The sequence below is a fragment of the Vibrio mytili genome, assembly GCF_000830505.1.
In the GTDB taxonomy this organism is placed as follows: domain Bacteria; phylum Pseudomonadota; class Gammaproteobacteria; order Enterobacterales; family Vibrionaceae; genus Vibrio; species Vibrio mytili.
The window spans coordinates 1-22,708 of record NZ_JXOK01000037.1 but is presented as its reverse complement, the minus strand read 5'-3'; the positions used below and the strand labels follow the sequence as shown (position 1 = coordinate 22,708).

19 protein-coding genes and 3 pseudogenes are annotated in these 22,708 nt (G+C 45.6%); 4 read left to right on the top strand and 18 right to left on the bottom strand.

The features are described from left to right. Position 1: 1 nt before the first annotated feature. From SU60_RS10195 to phnF, 17 genes and pseudogenes are all read right to left on the bottom strand, one after another. Positions 2-1,140 (bottom strand): annotated as a pseudogene (locus SU60_RS10195) (efflux RND transporter periplasmic adaptor subunit). Between the two features lie 446 nt (positions 1,141-1,586). After that, a complete protein-coding gene (locus tag SU60_RS10190) occupies positions 1,587-3,224 on the bottom strand; it encodes a methyl-accepting chemotaxis protein (RefSeq protein WP_041155418.1) in 1,638 nt (545 codons plus the stop codon). 248 nt (positions 3,225-3,472) lie between these two features. After that, on the bottom strand, positions 3,473-4,348 hold the full coding sequence (gene phnE / locus SU60_RS10185; protein WP_041155417.1) for a phosphonate ABC transporter, permease protein PhnE: 876 nt from the start codon (positions 4,346-4,348) through the stop codon (positions 3,473-3,475). 91 nt (positions 4,349-4,439) lie between these two features. Beyond that, on the bottom strand, positions 4,440-4,934 hold the full coding sequence (locus SU60_RS22360) for a PhnE/PtxC family ABC transporter permease (RefSeq protein WP_245228393.1): 495 nt from the start codon (positions 4,932-4,934) through the stop codon (positions 4,440-4,442). Beyond that, positions 4,823-5,218 (bottom strand): ABC transporter permease family protein, encoded by a 396-nt coding sequence (locus SU60_RS22355; protein ID WP_245228392.1) that lies wholly within the window; start codon positions 5,216-5,218, stop codon positions 4,823-4,825. The genes SU60_RS22360 and SU60_RS22355 overlap by 112 nt, the downstream gene beginning before the upstream one ends. Positions 5,219-5,276: 58 nt before the next feature. Next, entirely contained in the window at positions 5,277-6,200 is a 924-nt protein-coding gene (gene phnD / locus SU60_RS10175) for a phosphonate ABC transporter substrate-binding protein (RefSeq protein WP_041155416.1), read from the bottom strand. Between the two features lie 61 nt (positions 6,201-6,261). Next, on the bottom strand, positions 6,262-7,095 hold the full coding sequence (phnC, locus tag SU60_RS10170) for a phosphonate ABC transporter ATP-binding protein (protein ID WP_245228391.1): 834 nt from the start codon (positions 7,093-7,095) through the stop codon (positions 6,262-6,264). Positions 7,096-7,367: 272 nt separating this feature from the next. Then, on the bottom strand, positions 7,368-8,135 hold the full coding sequence (phnP, locus tag SU60_RS10165) for a phosphonate metabolism protein PhnP (protein ID WP_041155415.1): 768 nt from the start codon (positions 8,133-8,135) through the stop codon (positions 7,368-7,370). Further along, the gene (gene phnN / locus SU60_RS10160; protein WP_084735747.1) at positions 8,132-8,815 is read right to left on the bottom strand and encodes a ribose 1,5-bisphosphokinase; all 684 of its coding nucleotides are present in this window, start codon (positions 8,813-8,815) and stop codon (positions 8,132-8,134) included. Before phnN ends, phnP begins: the two co-directional genes overlap by 4 nt. Positions 8,816-8,818: 3 nt before the next feature. Further along, positions 8,819-9,951 (bottom strand): annotated as a pseudogene (phnM, locus tag SU60_RS10155) (alpha-D-ribose 1-methylphosphonate 5-triphosphate diphosphatase). A 14-nt stretch (positions 9,952-9,965) separates the two neighbouring features. Further along, positions 9,966-10,724 (bottom strand): phosphonate C-P lyase system protein PhnL, encoded by a 759-nt coding sequence (gene phnL / locus SU60_RS10150; protein ID WP_041155414.1) that lies wholly within the window; start codon positions 10,722-10,724, stop codon positions 9,966-9,968. A gap of 23 nt (positions 10,725-10,747) precedes the next feature. Next, positions 10,748-11,598 (bottom strand): annotated as a pseudogene (phnK, locus tag SU60_RS10145) (phosphonate C-P lyase system protein PhnK). After that, positions 11,595-12,473: an alpha-D-ribose 1-methylphosphonate 5-phosphate C-P-lyase PhnJ gene (locus SU60_RS10140; RefSeq protein ID WP_041155413.1), complete on the bottom strand. Its 879-nt coding sequence runs from the start codon at positions 12,471-12,473 to the stop codon at positions 11,595-11,597. The pseudogene phnK and the gene SU60_RS10140 overlap by 4 nt, the downstream one beginning before the upstream one ends. After that, positions 12,470-13,576 (bottom strand): carbon-phosphorus lyase complex subunit, encoded by a 1,107-nt coding sequence (locus SU60_RS10135; RefSeq protein WP_041155412.1) that lies wholly within the window; start codon positions 13,574-13,576, stop codon positions 12,470-12,472. Before SU60_RS10135 ends, SU60_RS10140 begins: the two co-directional genes overlap by 4 nt. Beyond that, positions 13,561-14,268, bottom strand: coding sequence for a phosphonate C-P lyase system protein PhnH (phnH, locus tag SU60_RS10130; protein WP_041155411.1), 708 nt, complete (start codon positions 14,266-14,268; stop codon positions 13,561-13,563). The genes SU60_RS10135 and phnH overlap by 16 nt, the downstream gene beginning before the upstream one ends. Before the next feature lie 58 nt (positions 14,269-14,326). Continuing rightward, positions 14,327-14,773 (bottom strand): phosphonate C-P lyase system protein PhnG, encoded by a 447-nt coding sequence (gene phnG / locus SU60_RS10125; RefSeq protein ID WP_041155410.1) that lies wholly within the window; start codon positions 14,771-14,773, stop codon positions 14,327-14,329. Then, a complete protein-coding gene (gene phnF, locus SU60_RS10120) occupies positions 14,774-15,469 on the bottom strand; it encodes a phosphonate metabolism transcriptional regulator PhnF (protein WP_041155409.1) in 696 nt (231 codons plus the stop codon). A gap of 436 nt (positions 15,470-15,905) precedes the next feature. On the opposite strand from phnF, the gene SU60_RS10115 reads away from it, so the two are divergent. From SU60_RS10115 to SU60_RS10105, 3 genes are all read left to right on the top strand, one after another. Then, positions 15,906-16,487 (top strand): class I SAM-dependent methyltransferase, encoded by a 582-nt coding sequence (locus SU60_RS10115; protein ID WP_415679346.1) that lies wholly within the window; start codon positions 15,906-15,908, stop codon positions 16,485-16,487. 13 nt (positions 16,488-16,500) lie between these two features. Then, entirely contained in the window at positions 16,501-19,392 is a 2,892-nt protein-coding gene (locus tag SU60_RS10110) for a DEAD/DEAH box helicase family protein (RefSeq protein ID WP_041155407.1), read from the top strand. Positions 19,393-19,604: 212 nt separating this feature from the next. Further along, positions 19,605-20,498, top strand: a complete 894-nt coding sequence (locus SU60_RS10105) for a LysR family transcriptional regulator (protein WP_041155406.1) — start codon at positions 19,605-19,607, stop codon at positions 20,496-20,498. A gap of 113 nt (positions 20,499-20,611) precedes the next feature. Here the strand turns inward: SU60_RS10105 and SU60_RS10100 are convergent, their stop codons facing one another. Beyond that, complete coding sequence (locus SU60_RS10100) at positions 20,612-21,103, bottom strand: VOC family protein (RefSeq protein WP_041155405.1); 492 nt, start codon at positions 21,101-21,103, stop codon at positions 20,612-20,614. Positions 21,104-21,885: 782 nt separating this feature from the next. Here SU60_RS10100 and SU60_RS10095 point away from each other — a divergent pair. Continuing rightward, positions 21,886-22,389 carry a YgjV family protein gene (locus SU60_RS10095; RefSeq protein ID WP_041155404.1) on the top strand — a complete coding sequence of 168 codons (504 nt, stop codon included), beginning with the start codon at positions 21,886-21,888 and terminating at the stop codon, positions 22,387-22,389. Positions 22,390-22,708: the final 319 nt, after the last annotated feature.

The following is a 22,708-nucleotide window of genomic DNA, read 5'->3' as shown; positions in this document are numbered from 1 at the left end:
ATTACTCCTGTTCACCTGTTTGAATACTTACCGCGCTACCTGGTCCTACTTTTTGCAGACCAGCCGTAATGACTTTATCTCCAGGCTTCAGCCCGTCCAGTATACGCCATTGATTGTCAATCGCCTCGGCGGTTTTGACATGCGTCGCGACTACTTTACTGTCTTCTCCAACCACCATGACTGTGGCTTTACCTGTGGCATCTCGAGTCACGGTATTTTGCGGGATCAAGATCGCTTCAGGGTCGACACCAGTGATAACGGTGGCACGAACAAACATACCAGGTAACAAGATACCGTCAGGGTTCGGGAATTCAGCACGTAGGGTGACACTGCCAGTGCTTTCGTCTACATTGACCTCGACGAATTTCATCGTGCCTTTGTGCTTATACGTCGAGCCGTCTTCCAACTGCAACGTCACCTCCGCTGATTCATCCTGTTGTAAGTGACCTTGAGATAGCGCAGATTTCAAACGTAGCAACTGAGCAGAGGATTGAACGATATCAATATTGATCGGGTCAAGTTGCTGGATGATCGCCAGCTTATTCGCTTGGTTTGCTGTCACCAAGCACCCGCCGTCACACTAGATTTGCCGATCACACCACTAATTGGTGCTTTCACCTGAGTGTAAGATAAGTTGATTTTTGCCGTATTGATTGCGGCTTTTGCTACCAATACTTGCGCTTTGGCTTCTTTATATGCCGCTTCCGCTTCATCCAAATCTTGTTGACTGATTGACTTTTTCTTTATTAGCGCTCGATAACGCTTAACGGTAGAAAACGTGGAGTCTTCTGACGCCATTGCACGTGTCAATTGAGCTTCTGCACTTAACAAAGCCGCTTGATAGGTGGAGTCATCAATTTGATAAAGGGACTGGCCTTGTTTAACTGTGCTTCCTTCAACAAAGTTGCGTTCAGAAACAATACCTGAAACCTGAGGTCTTACTTCCGCTTCTTTAAATGCGCGGCTGCGCCCCGGTAATTCTACAGTTAGCATTTGTCGAACTGGTTCGACAGTCATCACTTCGACTTCTGTCGTTTGCGCGGGACCACCGCCTTGCTCAGTTCCCTCTTGGCTCGGTTGACATCCAGCCAAAAGCAGGCTCGACGCAATAAGCAGCGATAGCGTGGTTCTACGTCTCATGAAACTCTCTCTTCTTCACTCTACAAATATTCCAAACGATGCATAGACTTGAGCATAACTTAGTTATGTTAACAAAATGGATCGATATCAATTAATTAGGATGATAATTACCTAGTGTTGTGTATACAACAAAATTTACTTTTCGATCAGTGCCTAAAATGCGTTCGTAGCAAAGGTGTTATCTAGATCCCATTTTGGTTATTTTTGCGTTGGAAATCACAGTTTATTGTGAGCAACTATTTTGACGATAAGAGTGGAAAACAGTGGGAAAATACATGAAAAGCTGTACAAAAAACGAAGAAAATGTCTACCTTTTGATCTCGCACGGTGTGTAACAACACGTTAATAAGACTCAAACCATAAATAACAACTCACTATTAATAACGAGTGATTAACAAGCGACCAATACTAAAGAGGCAACCCTAGGGTTGCCATCTTCAGGACGTTTATACTCTGAATTGACTCACCTGTTGATCCAAACGCTGAGTTTGATCAGAAAGTAACGCTAATGATTGTTGGGCTTTGGTTACCACATCGACAATCGCCGTACTACTATCCGCAATCCCTTGCACATTAGTATTGACCTCATCACTTACCGTACTCTGCTGACTTGCCGCGGTCGCTATGTGGGTGTTCATTTCATTCATGCGAGCAATCGCATTAAGAATCTCAGAGAGTGACTCACTGGCTCTTCCTGCGGTAGTGATGGTTTCATCGCTGCTATTTTGACTATTGCGCATCACCTCGACAGCCTGACCTGCACCAGACTGTAGCTTTTCAATCATCTCTTGGATTTCACCCGTGCTTTGTTGCGTGCGACTCGCCAAAGAGCGAACCTCATCGGCCACAACGGCAAAACCTCGCCCTTGTTCACCAGCGCGTGCCGCTTCAATCGCCGCATTCAGCGCCAACAAATTGGTTTGCTCCGCAATGCCACGAATCACATCAAGTACCGAAGCAATGTTGCTCACGTCGGTATCCAGAGTATTAACCACTTGCCCTGCACTGTCGATTTCACCTGCCAGCCTACGAATCGATCCGACTGTTTGCTCCAAAATAACGTTGGTATTGGTAAGTTCATCATTGGCCGTTTGACTCGCCATTGCCGCTTCATTTGCACTGTCACTGACATTGCGACTGGTTACCTGCATTTCATGAACTGCCGCAGCAACCGCCTCACTGTCTTTTTGCTGGTATTCGGTTGAGTCTGCAATGGTTGTGGTGAGCGCCGTCAAATTCGCCATCTCCTGGCGCAAGGTATTCGAGCTATCAATCACCTGAGTGACTGTCGCCTGGATTTTAGAAACAAACAGATTAAACGCATTTGCTAGTTGACCGATTTCATCTTGAGTTTTGATGTCAATTCGCTGGCTTAAATCCCCATCTCCAGAAGCGATTTGAGCCATCGCATCTTTGATGCCATTGATTGGTTTCACCACCGTCTGTAGAAGTAAGTACGCCATACCAAGCGCGGCAAGAACCACAACAACAATGCCAGCTTCGAGAATCAGTTGACCTCGAGTGGTCGCGGCCGAGATATCACGCTCTAACTCAATCTGCTTCTCTTCTATCTCCTCTTTCACCACATTCAGTTGCGCACGGACATCAACAAACTGGCTTTCGAACGTATTTTTGTGCTCGTGATAATAGGTGATCCATTGCGCCTGAGGCTTTTTAAGCATACTTTCATAACTTTGTAGCCACACATTCGCTAGACTCAGTAACTTTTGTACCTCATTTGCATGAGTCGATGGCAATACCCCCGCCTCGGATAGCTTCAAGACATACTCCATGCGTGGTATCGCTTTGTAAGCATTATCTTTATATTCAGCAAGGTGGTGATCTATGTCTTTTTGTTCCTCTGACAGTGCAACACCTTGCACTGCTGAGGTGGCCTGATAGAGATCGCGATAGGCATCTTCCAAAGAAAACAAGCTTGGCACAATTTGCTCATTCAGCGTGTCGCTAAGTTTGGCCTGTCTCCATGACGTCATCACGTTAAGCACGGAGCTCACGGCAAATAATCCGATGATCAAACACAGCGGGATGACGACCTTCTGCTTGATAGTAAAGTTCTGCAACATGAATAGACTCTCTATTAGGATTGTTGTATCGACCGATTATATCAAACGAAAGCATTATCTATTCAGGACATCAATCCACTTTTATGTGGTATTTTCTAGAATTTGGACGAGGTTCCAGTTTTAAACAGTTTAGAGAAGTATATGAGGGGAAAAAGAAAAGAAATATGAGAAAAAACATAAAAATATGAAGAAAAGTGACAAAAAGCTAGCCATATCTCAGGCTAACTTTTTAGGGAGTAATTTTGGTATTAACGCGCTTCGTAAAGAGAGATTTCCTCTCCCACAATGTATTTTTGTCTCAGGATGCTCGATACCTTGTCTAATCCCATAATAATGACAACCAATACCAGCGTGATAAACGTCACCACATCCCAGTTCCATAACCGCATATTTTCTGCGTACACCAAACCGATACCGCCCGCGCCCACAAAGCCTAGTACGGCTGCGGATCGCGTATTGGACTCAAGTTGATACAGGGTTAACGCAAGGAAAGTTGGGAACGACTGGGTGAAGATGCCAAACCGATGCTTTTGCAGATTATTGGCACCCAGTGCCGCTAGTCCACGTGATGGCCTCTTGTCAGCGGCCTCATGGCTTTCAGCATACAACTTACCAAACAACCCTAGATCTTGAATAAACACGGCCATCACACCCGCTAACGGACCAAGCCCTACTGCTCGGACAAAGATCATCCCCCAGATCGCCATGTCGATGCCACGCATCACATCAAAGATACGGCGCATGATCGTTACGATAAAACTCAATGGTCCCGTCATCACATTACGCGCTGCTAAAAAGGATAAAGGCAGTGCGACGAGTGACGCGGTCAGCGTACCACCAAAGACAATGGCTAAAGTAATGGCAATTTGTTTAAAGTAGTAAGCAAATGGCCAGTCCCAAAAGTCTCGCCAGATAAACATGTGTGTAAAATAGCTCAGGATTTTACTATTACCCATTTTGAACTGTTCAAATGAAACACTAAAAAAATAAAAGAACAGAAGATAATAGATAAGCACACTCGCCGTGAGCACTCCGACCATGGTTAAGTAACGTTTCTGACGCGAGAATATTTCACTGTTTTGCTGTTTTATTTGCTCTAACGTCATGCCTTGAATCTCGGTCATTTTGCGTCTCCCGTAATGACTTTCCTTCTCAATACACCCGAAGCGGTATCGATCAACCCGACCACAATAATGATCAGAAGCAGCGTAATACTCACTTGGTCGTGTCTACCCAACTAATGTTGGTCATCAGCTCTTGCCCAATACCTCCCGCCCCAACCAGGCCAAGAATGGTCGATGAACGGAAGTTAATTTCAAAGCGAAGAAACATGAAAGACAGCACGGAAGGCTTGATTTGCGGCCAAAACGCAAAGCGCAATCGCTGTATCGGCGTTGCACCGCAGGAGCTTAATCCTCTTACGGGTTTATCAGAAATCGTTTCGATAGATTCGTAATATAACTTGGTCAAACTGCCAATGGTGTGCAAAGTCAGTGCGACAAAGCCGGGGAAAGTTCCCACACCATAGGCCATAACAAACATCACCGCCCACGCAAGCTCTGGCATGGTACGTAAAAAGGCTACGAATGATCGAACAGCTAAGCGTACTGGTGCAGGTGCATAACCGTTACTCGCGCTAAGAACGCCAATACAATAGCAATCGCCGAAGAAACTAACGTTGCCGCAATGGCAACATTGATGGTTTCCCAAAGAAGTGGAATCTGAATATGTAAACGGTAGCCCCAATAAATCAATGAACCGGGTACGGCTCTGCCAGCCTCATCTCGGCTAGCAAATAGCACATCCCATGACAAATTCGGGATCGTCTCACGAATGTAGTCGAGCAGCGCTGGCGCATTGCGAAGGATGGTCGTGAGACTGAATTCGGCATAGTGCCCAGACAGTAAGTAAAGCATCATAAATACAGAGGACCACATCAGTGCATCCATCTTCTGCTTACGACGAGCTTGTTGGTAGTATTGTTCGAACTGCATGAAATTGACCGTAGAATTGTCAAGCTAGTGGTTTCCCACTAGCTTGATTTAGGAGAGATTAACGTTGAGCGAATTTCGTCGCTTTTACCAAATCGATGATTGACTGGTATTCGGCAACCGTAGTGTCTTCTAGATGAAGTGAGCCACCCGCAGCTTTGCTAAAACACTCGTTCTCTTCTTTAGCAAGTTTCTTAACCGCTGTGACCAAGTCATTTTTGAAATCAGGATCAAGGCGATTGCTCACGATGGTAGGACCGTTAGCGATCAATGGTGATTTCCAAATAATGCGAACTTTGTTCATCAGCTCTGGATCTTGCTCGATGTAACGAGTCAATGCACCCGCAGTGTAACCCTTGTCTGCGTCGCCCACCATTGAAGACCAAGTGACGGCCGCATCAAACTGACCGTTAAGCACACCAACGATATCTTGTTCATGACCACCAGAGAAACCAACCGACTTAAAGAAGCCATCAAATTGGTTGTCCATATTGCCGCCTAGTTTTTTCGTCAACTGGTTGTTTGGAATAAGAAAGCCTGATGTTGAGTTAGGATCGGCAAACGAAAAGACTTTGCCTTTCAAATCTTCGATGGATTGATATGGGCTATCTTCTTTAACCAAGATGACCGAGTGATACCCGCGAGAATTGTCGGTGTTATCCACCGTGATACCAACAATATCCACCGCTTTAGGGTCGTTGAGGTAAACCTCTGCATAAGACTTTGGAGACATATTCACAACAAGATCAATTTTCTCACCAAGCAAACCTTGGATAACCGCGTTGTAATCACTGGAGTTACGAATCTTAGTTTCTACGCCGAGTTCAGCGTTAAGGAAATCAGAAACACACTGGTTGTCACCAATTTGATCGGCCGCATTTTGACCACCCAAAATGCCTAGGTTGATTTCTTTTGGTGCTGCTGCATTCGCGTTAAAAGTGATTGCAGCTGCCACTGCCATACCAACGTATAAAAGCTTGTTCATCACGAGTCCTTAAATGTTTAACTTCAGTTGTATGATTAAGATTGGAATTAATTGATTTGGTCTATCTCATCACCATAAAGGCGATGCAAAACATGTTCATCGAGCCAGAAGGATGCCCGTCGTAAATCACTTTGCCTTTTGCTAGGCCAATGACACGAGAACAGTATTCCTGAACCAATTCGATAGAGTGAAGGTTGACCATCACCGCTACCCCATCACGACTCACTTTTTGCAGTGCTTCCATGATTCGAACGGTATTTTTCGGGTCAAGTGACGCGACGGGTTCGTCCGCCAACAGTATTTTCGGGTTCTGCATCATTGCGCGACAAATCGCAACGCGTTGCTGCTGACCACCAGACAAGTTTTCTGCTCGTTGGAGAGCGTGCGGCAACATATTCAACCACTTGAGAAGTTGGATGGCCTGCGCTTTGTCTTCATCATTGAATACTTTGAGCAATGATTTCAGTGTCGAGGTATGGCTCAATCTGCCAAGCAATACATTTGAAATGACATCCAATCGTGGTACCAAACAAAAATCTTGGAAAATCATGCCGCAGTGGCTACGCCATTCACGAAGCTCCTTGCGCGACATCGACAGTACGTTATCAGTAGACAGATCTTTATGAACGTTTAGGATCTCACCGCTGGTGGCGGGAATCGTTCCATTTAACGTATGAAGGAACGTTGACTTGCCAGCACCGGAACGGCCAACAACCGCAACAAACTCTCCAGCGTGTAGCTCGACACTAATGCCATCGAGTACCACTTTTCCTTCTTGATATGACTTGGTTAGCGATCGGGTTTCAAGAACTTTTCGTCCTAATTGCGGCGAATTCATTTCACTCACATCAGAGACAACCGACAATTCTGGCATGGTCGAGACCATAGTTTTCATTTCCATCTTGGTATTTATATGTTGCCTATTAGAACGTTAATTCTTTACGTCTTTTGTATATTTTTATGACGAATTCATGAACAGACCACCTGTACAACAATTAAACACACCTTAAAAATAGAATTAACTTTCAATCAGTTATTATCTCGACTTGATACAGGCAATTGTGACAATACGGTTGCGTTTTTACACTGGCTTGGCAGTTTTGTTTCAAGCTTAAAGACACAAATAGAAACCGACCATCTGAAACGTCAGTGAAAATAGAGACTCACTTAAAGCTCAATCTCTTGTCCATCATATAGAAGCTGAAAACTTGGAGAAAAGCAGTGTGGATTCTGCTTCGCCCACAGCAACACATCATGTCCCAAATGCATCATGCCGATGTTTGCGACTTGGCTTTCTTTGGCGATTTTGACCACTTGGTGAATATCATTGTGATTCTTACTCAGTCTTGCTTGCTCACATTCAATGGGTGGAAAACTGCAGTCCGTCACTACCCAGTTCACATCACGTTGCACAAGCCATTGTGTGGTTAGATCGGGGAGACCATTGGTGTCGGTGAGGTACGCGATACACTTACCATCCAGTTCAAAGGCATAGCCCAAGCAAGGTCGGGAGTGATTGAGAGGCAAAGGCGTGATCGTAATCCCTTGCCATTCGAACGGCTCAAACGCATGAGCACGATAAGAAAAATCCAGCACTCCCGGATATTTATACAAATCATCACAACCTTGTTCGTCTTCAGGAGAATGGACAGGGATGGGCTCCCCCTTGCCCCATCGAAGATCGAATAAACTGTGCACATGATCCATGTGGTAATGGGTTAATAAAATTCTATCGAAGGAACCTGCAGGAAACCGCGCAAGGAGATCAGGCGCATTCGCATCAAGTAATAGTTTGCGCCCATTATGCTCCACATAAGCAGAGCTTTTTTCACGGCGAAGACGCTTATCCAATCGAGCCGCTGAGCAGATCTCACACTCACAGCCCCAAACTGGCACCATCGCGCTATTGCCTGTGCCGAGCATAACTAGTTTCATGGTTGGACTCCTTCAACCTGACATCGTATCTGGCTAAATTGCGCGACACTGCTGTTTATGTCTCCGCTGTTATCAATTTGATGGTAGGACGGATCACCACTTAACGAATACTCGACTGCTCTTCTTAACCGGCGTTCGATCTCTTGCGCAGATTCACGCCCACGCTGCTGCAAGCGAGCGCGCAATACCTCAAGCCTGACATTCACTACCACAGGGACAAGGCTCTCCCCAAAGCATCGCTGCGCTTGTGCGAGCTCTGCCCGTGAACCATTGAGTAATACCGAAAATCCTTTGTCTAGCCATGTGTTCACTTCAACCCCTATCCCATAATAAAGACCATGGGCTTGCCAACTCATGGCGAACAGGCCTTTTTGTTGCCGTGATAGGTATTCCGACTCACTCACCGCTACGTGGTTTTCTCCACCCGCTCCAAAAGGACGCGTGATGTAACGGTGGGCCACGATGATGTCTTGTGGATATGCCGAACGTATCGCATCTAGCAAGGTATCTTTGCCCGCACCGGAGGGACCGATAACATAATATATTTTCGCCATTCGATTGTTACTGATTCGATGGTGGCATTGGTTAAGGTCGCTGCATGCGCTGGGTTCAGGATGCCCATCAAGGACCGATGAAAAAGAAGCATCCGAAGATGCTTCTAATGTTGAATCGCTTATCATTGGCTAAAACACCTTTTTGCCTTCTCGCCAAACACGAGCCACCAAAGGGTGACCATCGACTTGCTTCGCCAAAACAAGGTCTGCTCGCTTGCCCTCTGCAATAGTGCCTCGATCCTGCAAGTTAAGTGCTTCCGCTGGGTTTTTAGTGACCAGTTGAACCGCCTGAGGTAACGTGAGACGGTTTCTTTCATCCGAAGCGAGCGTGTAAATCCCCTCAAGTAAGCTCATTGGGTAATAGTCAGAAGAGAGAATATCCAACACACCGAGAGAAGCGAGCTCGTGTGCCGCGACATTACCTGAATGCGAACCACCACGAACCACATTTGGCGCACCCATCAATACTTTAAGCCCGATTTCATGAGACTTTCTGGCCGCTTCAACCGTGGTAGGGAACTCCGCGATAACCATACCAAGCGATTTCGACTCTTCGACGTGAGCTGCAGTCGCATCATCATGCTAGCGGTGGGAATGCCATGCTCCCGACATTGGCGACAGATCTCATTGCGATTTTGCGTTGACCAACGCAGAGACAACTCGACTTGCTTCTTCTCATAAGCGGCCATCTCACTGTCTGATAAGTTATGTTTGCCTTGATAGTAAGTACGGTACTTTTCTAGATCGACAAACTGGCGTTGACCTGGGGCATGATCCATCAAAGACACCAGCTTCACTTCTGGTCGATTGACATATCGCTCAAAAATACTGACCGTACTTTCATGTGGTACTTCACAACGCAGATGCAATAAATGCTGAGCACGGGTGAGATTTCGCTTTTGGCTATCTGTAACGGTGTTAATAAACAGATCAAGGTTGGTATGACGTTTCTCGTCGCGAAAGTCCCCCAGCGAAACCGCATCCAACACCGTCGTAATGCCCGAGCCGATTAACTGAGTATCGTGCGCGCTCATAGCTGAAAACGGTGGCCAATCCACTTTTGGTCGTGGGGTGAAGTACTGCTCCAGATTATCGGTATGCAGTTCAATAAACCCGGGCATGAGGTAATCACCTTCACCATCATAAGCCCCTGCGACCTGACTTTGCGAATCTGACATGCTCACGATTTTGCCATCACGTAACTCTAATGAGCCTTTTACCACTTCGTTGTCTAGAACCAAATTAACATTGGTGATAATCATGCTGCGTTCTCCCGTTATGCGCATGCTGAAATTGAATCGGACTGAGCACTCGCTTGCTCGGTCTTCTTTTTCACGTCGTACAATCGGTCAGCGACCTGATCGCGAGTTGCCTCATCGTGGAAAATACCCACTATCGCGGCACCTCGCTGTTTGGCTTCTTGAATAAGGCTGACCACAACGCCACTGTTGGTTGCATCAAGCGAAGCGGTAGGCTCATCCAACAGCAAAATGGGGTAATCCACAATAAAGCCGCGCGCGATATTAACGCGTTGCTGCTCACCACCAGAAAAGGTGGCAGGCGCAAGATCCCACAAGTGTTCTGGGACATTAAGACGAGTCAGTAGCGATTTCGCTTTTTGTTCCGCTTCGCGGCGGCAGCCCCCCATTTCTAGCATCGGCTGCATCACCACTTCTAACGCACTAATGCGAGGAATCACACGCAGAAACTGACTTACCCAACCGATGGTGTGTTTACGTACGTTGATGATTTCTCGAGGCTGCGCTTTAGCAATATTGACCCAGCGGCCTTGGTGCACCACTTCTATATCACCTGTATCGACGGTGTAGTTGGCATACAGTGCACGCAGTAACGTTGATTTACCGGACCCCGAACGGCCATTTAAAACCACACACTCACCGCTCGCGACGGTAAAATCTGCCTGCTTTAGTACCTCCAGTTCAATGCCGTTTTGGTTATGCAGGACAAAGGTTTTGCTCACGTTTGAAACGTTAATTTTTGTTTCGGAAACGTCAGTGTTGTTATGACATGTCATGATAAAATTCCTAGATTGAGCCATCAGTTCTGAAGAACAGAAGAGACCAGCAATTGGGTATATGGGTGCTGAGGATCATCAAGTACCTGATCCGTTAGCCCCGTTTCCACCACTTCACTGCGGCGCATCACCATCAGTCGGTGTGCCAGCAAACGTGCGACCGCCAAATCATGCGTGACGATTACGACAGCAAGCTCTAGCTCGGTGACAAGTCGGCGTAATAGGTCGAGTAATTTCGCCTGTACCGACACGTCCAAACCACCTGTTGGCTCATCCATAAAAATCAGTTTTGGATGCGTAACTAGATTACGAGCAATCTGGAGACGCTGTTGCATACCGCCGGAAAAAGTGGTGGGCATGTCGTCAATACGGTCTTGCGGAATTTCCACATCCGTCAGCCACTCGGTTGATTTTTCGCGAATAGCGGCGTAGTTTCGCTCGCCTACCGCCATCAAACGTTCGCCGATGTTGCCCCCTGCAGAAACCCGAGCTCGTAATCCGTCCATCGGGTGTTGGTGCACAACACCCCACTCTGTGCGAAGTAGCTGACGACGCTGCTTTCCGCCATCTGGTATAAGTCTTCTAATTGAGTGATTTGGTCTTGGCCGCGCCCCCGCACATACAACACTTCACCGCTATCCGGTGTTTGTCGACCAGACAACGACTTAAGTAACGTGCTCTTACCTGAGCCAGATTCACCGACAATACCCAACACCTCACCAGGGAAAAGATCAAACGACACATTGCAAAACCCCTTGCCCGGTGCATACAGTTTGGTTAATCCTCGCACGGAGAGCAGTGGTTGTTCTTCACTGCCGTCTAAAAATTGTTGATTGTCTAACGCAATGTAATTATCTGACGTAATGATACTCATGCGTTTGCCTCCATTTTCGCCACTTGTTCAGCGCAGTAATCAGTATCAGAGCAGACGAACATACGGTTTCCTTCATCGTCCATCACGACCTCATCGAGGAAGGTGTCGGTCGAACCACAAATCGAACACGGCTCATCCCACTTTTGAATCTCGAACGGGTGATCTTCAAAGTCCAAGCTCTCAACGCGAGTGTACGGCGGTACGGCATAAATGCGTTTTTCTCGCCCCGCCCCAAACAGTTGTAGTGCCGCCATATTGTCCATTTTCGGGTTGTCGAATTTTGGAATTGGAGAAGGGTCCATGATGTAGCGACTATTTACACGCACAGGGTAAGCGTACGCCGTCGCAATATGACCGTAGCGCGCGATATCTTCATATAATTTGACGTGCATGATCCCGTACTCTTCTAGCGCATGCATTTTGCGTGTTTCAGACTCACGAGGTTCGATAAAGCGCAGCGGTTCCGGAATTGGCACCTGATACACCAAGATTTGATCTTTCTCTAGCGTATTCTCAGGGATACGGTGACGCGTCTGAATAATCGATGCTTCAACGGTTTTCTCAGTCGTTGTCGCATTCGCAACCGACTTAAAGAACTCACGAATCGACACCGCATTGGTGGTGTCATCCGCACCTTGGTCAATCACTTTGAGCGTGTCGGTTTCACCGATGATCGCGGCGGTGATCTGTACTCCACCCGTGCCCCAGCCGTACGGCATTGGCATTTCACGGCCACCAAATGGAACCTGATAACCAGGAATCGCCACGGCTTTTAACAGCGCTCGGCGGATCATTCGCTTGGTTTGCTCATCCAAGTAGCCGTAGTTATAGCCACTCACCCCTTGAGCATGAGGCATGGTTTGTGTTTGACTCATAACTGGCTCTCCTGATGTTGTTCACCTTGCGATTGAACAAGTTCTTCGTATTCTTTTTGCATTTTGCGGAGCAGCTCTAGCTCTGCTTGGAAGTCAACGTAGTGAGGCAGTTTCAAATGAGAAACAAAACCCGCAGCCTCGACGTTGTCGGAGTGCGACAACACAAACTCTTCGTCTTGGGCCGGGCCATCAATCGCCTCATCGTATTCTGCTGCTTGCAGTGATCGGTCAACCAACGCCATCGACATCGCCTTGCGCTCGGTGGAACCAAACGTCAATCCATAACCGCGCGTCAGTTTGGCTTTTTCCGTTTTGCTACCAACAAATCCGTTCACCATCTGACATTCGGTCAATTCAATGTCGCCAATATCAATTGAGAAGCCGAGCTCCTCCGGAACAATGCTCAAATCACAGAAGCCAATGCGAATTTCACCCGCAAATGGGTGATTGCGACCATAGCCACGCTGTGTTGAGTAACCCAAAGCAAGCAGAAACCCTTCATCTCCACGCACTAAGTTTTGCAGGCGGGCACTGCGGTCACAGGGATAATTCACCGGGTTCATGGTGATGTCCTCTGGCACTTTTTGATCATCCGCTTCGACTTGGGCGAGATCCAACCTCTCTAAGATACCCATGACTTGAGGACACGCTTCCATCTCTGCCGTGTCAGTGGTTTCCACTTGCGGCGTTTCACCTTCGGCAAGCAAACTAAAATCCAGCAATCGATGGGTATAGTCATACGTTGGACCCAACACTTGCCCACCCGGCAGATCTTTGTAGGTTGCAGAAATACGTCGTTCAATTCTCATCTCGCTGGTATTCACCGGCTCAGACACGGACAAACGAGGCAATGTCGTCCGATAAGCACGCAGCAAGAATATGGCTTCAACCAAATCGCCATTGGCTTGTTTCACCGCTAATGCCGCTAACTCGCGATCGTAAATACCGCCCTCAGTCATCACTCGGTCAACACTACCCGCTAACTGTTCGCTGATTTGCGCAACCGTGAGCTCAGCGAGTGTGGTATCGCCACGACGCTTTTTCGCTTGCAACTGATGCGCGTTATGAATGGCTTTTTCACCACCTTTTACTGCGACGTACATGAATTCACCTCGATATGAGTTGTGCGTGGTAGACAAGCGATTTTGTCATCGCTCACTAAAATCAAATCAAGGCCTTTCGGGAACGCCACTTGCTCTTGCCTTGTTTGTAAAAATGCTTGAAAACCGACGGGCAGTTGACCCAAAGTCAGCGTCGATTGCGTTTCAATCCCCGGGCCAGAGAGCGTTAATGTAACGGTGTCATTTGATTTCTGTGACGAGACAACGTCACGTAATCCTTCATTTCCCAGTTCGCCGCCGCGTGCCTTGCTGACACTTAGCTCGCCATCATTTAGCTCGCTTAGCTCAACAATGACGGTGGCCGATTGGTCTGGGTACTCGTCTGTGCCGAGGTTAAATGCAGCCGCATCCCAATCGAACGTGGCGAGATCCTGCTTCGCAATGACAGCAAAACTCGCGTCATTTTGATTTGCTGCAATCGCACTACCGCAGTGAAAACGAATATTGTCGCTGATCACCTCATCATGTTGATGCGTATGAGACAGCCAAATCGGCGTCGCATTGTCGCTCATGCTGAGCAGAATCTGAGTTGTCGCTTTGTGCAATGACCCAAAGCCTTCACTTCTTTGTAATGTGACCATATGGCCGGGTTCTGACATCGCCTTAAGTAATCGCCTAAAACAGTGTTGACTGTCATGAACAGCGTCTTGAAATGCAGTGGTAATAGTAGTCATGGTGTTCTAATCCTCTCCGAACCTAGTCTTCCCCGCGAACCTAATCTTCCCCACGAACCTAATCCTCCCCACGAACTAAAGTGAAAAAGTCTACCTTACTGGTCGCGATTTCTTTGGCGCGCTGATGTTGCTGCTCTTGCTTAAGCGCAGCTAAAGGCTCAATGACCTTGCGCATCAACAACTCATGATGCACTTGAGTTTGCAGTAAGGCGTCAATGACCGCCGATAATTCAGCTTGGGCCTTGTTTCTACCGCGTAAGTAGCTAAACCCCATCTCTCCGCTGTCTAGTTTGATCACCGCGCGCGTGATGGTTGCGTCGCCCATATTAAATTCGCGCCCTGTGCCGCCCATACGTGCACGCACTTGAGCCAAACCAATCTCCGGTTGGCGAACGACTTGATAACTCTGCTCGATTTTGGTTTCGCTCCAAAGGCGCTCTAATTCACTCTGCTGACTTTGTGCCAATATCGACATCCAGCTTGATCTTTCGGTCACAGCACTCATTTAATGCTCCATTACTATTTCAATGACATCGGAACGACTATTGGAGCAGGAAAACTCGGCCACAATATTGGTCCCTTTGATAACGTTCTTGGTTCTAACTCTTAGAATTGGGGTGTTGTTCGTGATGTGCAGCAATCGGCACTGCTCGCTCGTGGGTGTCTTCGCGCCGACTTTGGTTTCTTTGCGCTCCAGTTCGATATCTAACCCTCGTTTGATAAACCCATGCAGAGAGCCATTTTGAAAATTCTTTAAAATGTTCCACCAGCCGGTATTTGGGAAATAGTGGTCGATAATCGTCTGTGGACACTCTTCGGTTTTTCTTAATGTGCGGATGTGAATGACTTTTTCGCCCTCTTCCACGCCAACATGGGTAGCGATTTCTGCCGGCGCAACGAACAAGCGACGTTGAATCACTTCGCAACGAGGCTGTGCGCCTTGCTCCAAAAGGTTTTTGGTGAAGTGAGCACCAGAATGGACGTGATACTCACTCGGCTGACGCACCACCATATTGCCTTTGCCTTGATGGCGCTGGACCATGCCGCCACTCACCAACTCATCAATGGCACGGCGCAAGGTATGTCGGTTAACATCAAATCGTTCCGCTAACTTTCCCTCTGGCGGTAAGTAATCACCAGGCAGGTAGCGTTCTCGAACTTCTTGCTCTAATTCCGAAGCAATATCTAAGTAAACTGGCATCACGAACCCTCGAATGAACACATGTCTAGACATGTCGTGAGGAATCGAAAAGCAACTCTCCTCTATGCTCGCCATGTCTTGTTTGGTTAGAAGGTACTTTGCAGGGTAAAGATGAAGATTATGTGTCGGTTTGTTTGCAGTGTTGTCACAATCGAGCAGCAGGCTCAACTTATATAGACAGGTTTAATCCATTAATTTTATTAGACTTTACCTTCCGTCAGACCGTTTAAACCTAGACATGTCTACAAGACAAATTCATAAGAAGTTGATGTGTGTTGGAAGGGGATGATGTTGTTTAGAAGAAAGTAAGCTAACGCTCGGTAAGGTATTGTTCATTTTGAGAATCTTGTACTAGAGCAAGTTAGCTCCTTCCTAGACGCCAAATAAAAGATGATGCAAACTAGACCTTTCGACTTAAAAGAACCGCATCATGAGCATTACCAACCGATATTATAATGAAAACGCACAAAGCTTTTTTGATACAACCGTAAACGTTGATGTTCAGAAACTTTACGACCGTTTTCTTCCTCGAATCGAAAATCACGGAAAAATATTGGATGCTGGATGTGGGTCTGGTCGAGATAGTAAGAACTTTCTAAACTTAGGCTACAAAGTGGTGGCATTTGATGCGAACGAATCACTTGTTGAATTGGCGACTGAGTATTTAAGTCAACACGTCACACACGCAACGTTTGAGTCTTTTGAAGCAAAGCCAGACAGCTTTGATGCTATTTGGGCATGCGCCTCACTTCTTCATGTTCCTAATAAAGAGCTTCCGCGAACGTTCTCGCGTCTGAGTGAGTTACTCAAGCCCAAGGGGGTTTTCTACTGCTCATTTAAATATGGTAATACAGAGCAAATACGCAACGGTCGTTTCTTTGCTGACATGAATGAGCAAACCCTTCGCGACGCACTTTCATCGACCCAACTCAAAGTTGTAGAAACTTGGATGAGTTCGGATGCAAGGCCTGGGCGAGAAACCGAGCAATGGTTAAATGCAATCTTGGTAAGAGCGTAAGGGAAGAACACAGATGCCGACTCAATCGTTAACCATTCGAGACAACCTGCTGACGACGGGCGATGATGACCCACTTTTACCTCAGCTCATCCATGCTATCAATCATGCGACAGAGATTGAGATTGCGGTTTCGTTTATTCAACCATCAGGGCTCGATTTACTCCTACCTAGCATTCATGAGGCGATCGAACGTAAGGTTAGCCACAATCGCCAACTTAAACTGAGAATTTTAACCTCTGATTATCTTCACATCACTCACCCCATTGCTCTGCGTTCATTGCTGGAACTAGACGGTGATGACGTCGAAGTGAAGATCTTTGAAACACAAAGTCGTAGTTTTCACTTAAAATCCTACATCTTTGTACGCACCGATGAAGAACAGTCCTTCTTCAATGGCACAGCCTTTGTTGGCTCGAATAACATAAGTAAAACGGCACTGACTGACGCACACGAATGGTGCCTTCGATTCGACTATCAGCAACCTGACGACTCAGAGCAAGCAAAGCAGTTCCACAATATTCGCGAGCAGTTCAACAAGTTATTTTCTCACCCCTCTGCTACACCACTCACAGATGAGTGGATCGATGCCTATATCAAACGGAGAAATCCACCAAAGCTCTCTGTTGTTGGTGATTCCACCTTGCTCGATGATGAGGCGTATACACCAAACTCTGCACAGCAGGAAGCTCTAGAAGCGCTCAATGATACTCGAGATAAAGGTAACGTCCGTGGATTGGTTGTAATGGGTACTGGCATGGGGAAAACATGGTTGTCTGCGTTTGATGCCAAGCAACTCCAAGCAAAACGCGTTCTTTTTGTTGCTCATCGAGAAGAGATCTTAACCCAAGCATTCAATACCTTTGCCAAATTATGGCCGGAAAAGTCAGCTGGTTACTATCACGGTAAGACCAAAGACAAGCAAAAAGAGATGTTATTTGCCTCGGTACAAAGCTTGGGCAAAGAAGAAAACCTCAAGCATTTTGCAGCGGATTACTTCGACTACATTGTGGTGGATGAATTTCACCATGCCAGCGCAAAAACGTATCTCAATATCCTCAATTACTTTGAGCCGGCGTTTTTATTAGGGTTAACCGCAACACCAGAACGAACTGATCAAGCCAACATTCTATCACTGTGCCACGATAATTTAGTTTTTGAGCGTAACTTAGTGCATGGCATTGACAGTGAGATTCTAGTGCCATTCCACTACTATGGCATTTGGGATGACTCGGTTGACTACCAAGAAATTCCTTGGAGAAATGGTAAGTTCGATCCAGCGGCTCTTGATGCCCAGTTTGCGACGACTCGAAGAGCGAAGCATATATTTAAGCACTGGGAAGCCAATCAACAATCTCGCACTTTGGCATTTTGCGTATCTAAAAAGCATGCCGACTTTATGGCGCAACAGTTCAATACCGCATACGCAGCACTAGGCTTAAAAGCACTGTCTGTTCATAGTGAGTCCTCAGTTCGTCGCAACGAAGCGTTGACCATGCTAGACAAAGGTGAAGTTCAAGTCCTTTTCTCAGTTGATCTGTTTAACGAAGGCACGGATTTACCATCTATTGATACTGTACTGATGCTGCGCCCAACAGAGTCCAACATAATCTTTATCCAGCAGTTGGGCCGCGGTCTTCGACGACATACAAACAAAACCCATTTGGTCGTATTGGATTTCATCGGGAATCATCGTTCATTTTTAAACAAGCAGGAAGTGCTTGGTATTAAATCGACAGCCGTTTTATCCAAACATAACGGCACTCTGGTCGCGAGTCCTGAGTTAGGCGAAGGTTGTTTTATCAATATCGATCCTCAAATCGTCAGCTTTTGGCAAGAGCTCAGTAAGCAACTGCGTTACTCTGCCAAAGAAGAGTTTGAAAACCTTACCAATCACTTAGGACACCGACCAAGAGCCGTAGAATTTTACCGAGCAGGACACGACTTTAACAAAGTCAATAAACAACACGGTAGCTGGTTAGAGCTGGTTGCGACAATGAGCAACGACGCAGACTTCCAACAACTCGCCGACGAGCACAAAACGTTCTTTTTGAATGCTATCCAGAAAATGAGCATGACCAAATGCTTCAAAGCCATCCTTCTAGAAGCCTACTTAGAGCTTGATGGTTTTAATCATCCACCGACAGTTGAAGCATTATCAGCTAAAAGTTGGCATGTGCTCTCACGGTACCCTCAGCTCAAAACTGCTGATCTTTCAGAACAGAATCAACGTTTAGCAGCAGATTCTTCCGCTTGGCTTAAATATTGGCTAAACAACCCAATTAATGCTTTTGTCGGTGGTAATACCAAGCAAGGGAATGCTTGGTTTAACAATACAGATGGCAAGCTAGAAGCGAGCTTTACGGTTGCGCCTGCCCTGATTCCATTCTTTCACGATTTCGTGAAAGAGCTAGTTGATTTACAGCTCGCAAGATATACAGACAGGGAGCAAAAGAAAACCACGCCTCTACCAATACAGAAAGCCGTCAATGATGAGACTCTACTGCCCTATTATCCCAACCTAAAAATTGCCTGTGGTCACTTTAAGACTGGCTCAAGTAATGATGTTGAGTTCATGCCAATCGATATGCACAACGTTAGCGCTGAAACGCACTTTTTGGCGAGAGCTTCTGGCAACTCCATGAACGGAGGAAAATCGCCAATTTATGACGGTGATTTACTGCTACTCGAATTTGTCACGCCAACATCGGCAGGTTCCATTACTGGTCTTACGATGGCTATCGAAATACAAGATGAATCCGGCGATGATCAATATCTCTTACGCGTGGTTCAAAAGGATGATCTAGGCCAATATTGGTTGAAAGCGAACAACCCTGATTATCAAACCATCCCCGCGAATGAATCAATGAAAACATTTGCACGTTTGAAAAAGGTGATTCGGGAGTAAAAGTGAGAGTATTTTAAACAACGATGACTAGCCATAATTAAGGTTGGTATTTCCAGAGCTCATCATTGGAGACCAGAGCAGTCCAACGTAAGCTGATTGAAGGTCGTCATGAACCAGTCGTTATCTCTGAACGATAGCGACAAAAAGGTCGGCTTTCAGTATAATTTACGATTATCGAAAATATATTTATTAATAATTTTTGGTTTCTAATCATGCTCAATCCTATTTGGCTCAACACTTTTAAAACATTGATCGATGTCGGACACTTTACTAAAACGGCCGAATTACTCCATATGACGCAGCCTGGGGTAAGCCAGCACATAAATAAACTAGAAGCGGCTTGCGGTTATCCTCTGATAAAGAGGTTCAACAAGAAGTTTGAGTTAACAATCTATGGGCAGAAAGTTTACGACTATGCTGTCAAACACTTTGAAGATGAGTTTGAGTTATTACAGAATTTGGCCCACGACGAGCCTTTCCGAGGTCGCTGTACTATTGGCTGTTCGGGGACTTTCGCTTGGTTAATATATTCAGAATTACTTTCGTTGCAAGCGAGTTATCCAGGCTTATCTATTGAGTTAGAAGCAACACCAAACCAACGTATATTTGAGCAGATACTGCAGGGAAAATTGGATATTGGTTTAGTAACAAAAGAACCCAATCCTAAATATTTTGCTAGCTGTACTATTGGAGCTGAGTGTCTGGCGCTTGTACTACCGCTTTCCGCTGACGAAAGTTTGCCTATAAATGAATTGTTAATGGCGTTGGGTGTCGTGCGTCATCCTGATTTAGCTCATTATTTCCAAACTTATGTTAATCAAGCGAACAATGATTTGCTTCGTTTGGTCGATTTGGAGGAGGTTTCGACACAAAGCTACATTAATCAAGTGCATCAAATATTGGTTCCGATAGCCAAGGGGATCGGTTTTACGGTCGTTCCTCGATGGTGCGTCAACTTGTTCGCGGACAAAGAACAGCTAAAAATATTCAATATTACCGCAGAGATACAAGAGCCTGTGTACTTGGTTAGTAAACTGAATTCACCACTAGCTAAGCGTTATGAACAAATCATTAAAGTTATCGAAAGCTCTTTTGATGCAGGTTGATATAAGCTAAGAACCACTATTCAGAAGATATTGGCTTTTGGGTCTTATCTCTGATCTAGGAATTAATATAAAAAGGTTGGCATCAGAGCCAACCTTTTGCTTTATGTATTTACTTATTCATAGTCTGAAGCGTAAGTGTCTTCGTAAGAATGTGAGTAGAACTCAAACAGGTTACCAAACGGGTCTTCTAGATATACCATTTGTGCTTGTTTTAGCTCGTCTTCTGGATGATAACGCATGATGTCCATACGAACTTTACCGCCATACTCTTCAACACGCTTGATTGCTGCATCAAACTGCTCTTTGGGTAGCTGTAAGCAGAAGTGGAAGATACCCAGGCGAGAGAAGTTTACTTCATGACGTTCTTGACGCCCTTTCATCTCAAACAGTTCAACACCGATACCATCTGTTGTTACCAGATGAGCGATGTTAAAGCCTTTAAAACCTTCCCCAAATACGGCAATGCACATACGTCCAATCGCTGACTCTCGTTCTTCAATCACTTTGGTGTTATTCATTACAACACGCAGACCTAGCGCTTTAGTATAGAACTCAACCGCTTTGTCCATATCACCAACCATGATACCTACGTGGTTCATTTTCATAATTTGCTCCCAATACCTTTAACGTTTCAGCTTTGTTTTGATCGGAAGGAGTATATGGCATAGAGAAAGTGAATAAAATTATCATTATTTATTTAAATGATAACACCCTGTTATGATTAGGGTTGTGAACGATAATTCAGAAAATTCGTTGACAAGGCTTTGTCCAAGGTCATTTCAGCGTGCCCGGTTCGACAACGAAATGAGCATCGTATTGCGATTGAGCAGCTTTAACCGATAACGATCTTTCAAGCGACGACAACCTTGCCGTTCGCAGTGTTGGTGCTAAATGTAGCTATCTAACAGCGGCAACCTGCCCTGAACTCTTCGCAATGCTAATAAATAGCGTGATATCCGAAGACTTTCCTACACTCTTCTCAAATTTAATTATTCGACTAACCTGAATGGTTAATTCAATTATTCCTTAATTATCAAATCTTTCCCAATCAATATACTGACCCCATTGCAACGAGATTAGGAAAACAGATGATGAAAACAGAAAAAACAATTTATGTCGTACTAGGTGACACATCGGGCATTGGCCCTGAGCTGAGCTGAGCTGAGCTGAGCTGAGCTGAGCAATCAAGAGTAAACGGTTTTCCAGTCTAGCTAACTAATATAACCGTAGCGGCACGGTGCCTATGGCAGCAAAGGATGATTCCATATTTTTTACTATCACTAGGGTCGTTTGACATGAAATATGCAGAACTTCCAAAAAAACAATGGCATAGGTTTAATCGTCGTGTTATTAACCACTTAACACTGCGGTATAAAAAGAGGTTTTCATGACACCATTTGTTTTATCTCAGGTTCTTGTTGCTATAGCCATTGGGTTTGACCTGATGTCTTTTCAGTTCAAAGATAGGCGAAAAATTGTTGCTTCTCTTTTCTGTGCAGGAACGCTGATTTCCAGTCATTTTATTTTGCTAGAAAAATGGACAGCTGCAAGTTTGATGATTATCGCTACCATTCGATATTTAACCAGCGTATTTTCTACATCATCAAAGCTTAAGTATCTATTCTATTCAGCTTCGGTGCTTTCGACCGTCGTTACCTATGCCGGATTAGTCAGTATTCTCAGTTGTTTTGCTTCTCTTTTTCAAACGGCTGCGGCGTTTAATAAGGACGATCGCCGTTTAAGAGAGTTAATGATTGTTGGTACTACTTTATGGTTGATACACAATTATGTTGTGGGTTCACCGACGGCCGTTTTGATGGAGGTGCTGTTTATTTCAAGTAACTTGGTTGGATACTATCGATACTACTATAAAACCTCGACAGCAACATAAAGACAAATGAGTTTTAAATAGCTACCGACTTGTAGACATCTTCTAGTTAGATATTGGACTGCTTTAACAACTCAAGTGCTGATTTAACAGCTTCATGATAACTACGAGTCTTTAGGCTAGGCTGGTGGTGCTTACCGTCAATACGGATAGACCAATGGAAGAAACAAACACCATTTGCTGTTCTTGTGGAGGTAAAGCGAATCTTGTTTAGCTAATCGCTGTGAACTGAGCATGTGTGACCTTTTGTGTGACCTACACTGCTCTATTACCTAATGCCAGATAAAGAAAAACCCCTGACGAGTCAGGGATTTATAGAATG

Excerpts from the sequence above, each read along its gene's own strand:
- SU60_RS10190 (WP_041155418.1), bottom strand. The coding sequence starts at position 3,224 with ATGTTGCAGAACTTTACTATCAAGCAGAAGGTCGTCATCCCGCTGTGT.
- phnE (WP_041155417.1), bottom strand. The coding sequence starts at position 4,348 with ATGACCGAGATTCAAGGCATGACGTTAGAGCAAATAAAACAGCAAAAC.
- SU60_RS22355 (WP_245228392.1), bottom strand. The coding sequence starts at position 5,218 with ATGCAGTTCGAACAATACTACCAACAAGCTCGTCGTAAGCAGAAGATG.
- phnD (WP_041155416.1), bottom strand. The coding sequence starts at position 6,200 with ATGAACAAGCTTTTATACGTTGGTATGGCAGTGGCAGCTGCAATCACT.
- phnC (WP_245228391.1), bottom strand. The coding sequence starts at position 7,095 with ATGAAAACTATGGTCTCGACCATGCCAGAATTGTCGGTTGTCTCTGAT.
- phnP (WP_041155415.1), bottom strand. The coding sequence starts at position 8,135 with ATGAAACTAGTTATGCTCGGCACAGGCAATAGCGCGATGGTGCCAGTT.
- phnN (WP_084735747.1), bottom strand. The coding sequence starts at position 8,815 with ATGATAAGCGATTCAACATTAGAAGCATCTTCGGATGCTTCTTTTTCA.
- phnL (WP_041155414.1), bottom strand. The coding sequence starts at position 10,724 with ATGACATGTCATAACAACACTGACGTTTCCGAAACAAAAATTAACGTT.
- SU60_RS10140 (WP_041155413.1), bottom strand. The coding sequence starts at position 12,473 with ATGAGTCAAACACAAACCATGCCTCATGCTCAAGGGGTGAGTGGCTAT.
- SU60_RS10135 (WP_041155412.1), bottom strand. The coding sequence starts at position 13,576 with ATGTACGTCGCAGTAAAAGGTGGTGAAAAAGCCATTCATAACGCGCAT.
- phnH (WP_041155411.1), bottom strand. The coding sequence starts at position 14,268 with ATGACTACTATTACCACTGCATTTCAAGACGCTGTTCATGACAGTCAA.
- phnG (WP_041155410.1), bottom strand. The coding sequence starts at position 14,773 with ATGAGTGCTGTGACCGAAAGATCAAGCTGGATGTCGATATTGGCACAA.
- phnF (WP_041155409.1), bottom strand. The coding sequence starts at position 15,469 with ATGCCAGTTTACTTAGATATTGCTTCGGAATTAGAGCAAGAAGTTCGA.
- SU60_RS10110 (WP_041155407.1), top strand. The coding sequence starts at position 16,501 with ATGCCGACTCAATCGTTAACCATTCGAGACAACCTGCTGACGACGGGC.
- SU60_RS10105 (WP_041155406.1), top strand. The coding sequence starts at position 19,605 with ATGCTCAATCCTATTTGGCTCAACACTTTTAAAACATTGATCGATGTC.
- SU60_RS10100 (WP_041155405.1), bottom strand. The coding sequence starts at position 21,103 with ATGAAAATGAACCACGTAGGTATCATGGTTGGTGATATGGACAAAGCG.
- SU60_RS10095 (WP_041155404.1), top strand. The coding sequence starts at position 21,886 with ATGACACCATTTGTTTTATCTCAGGTTCTTGTTGCTATAGCCATTGGG.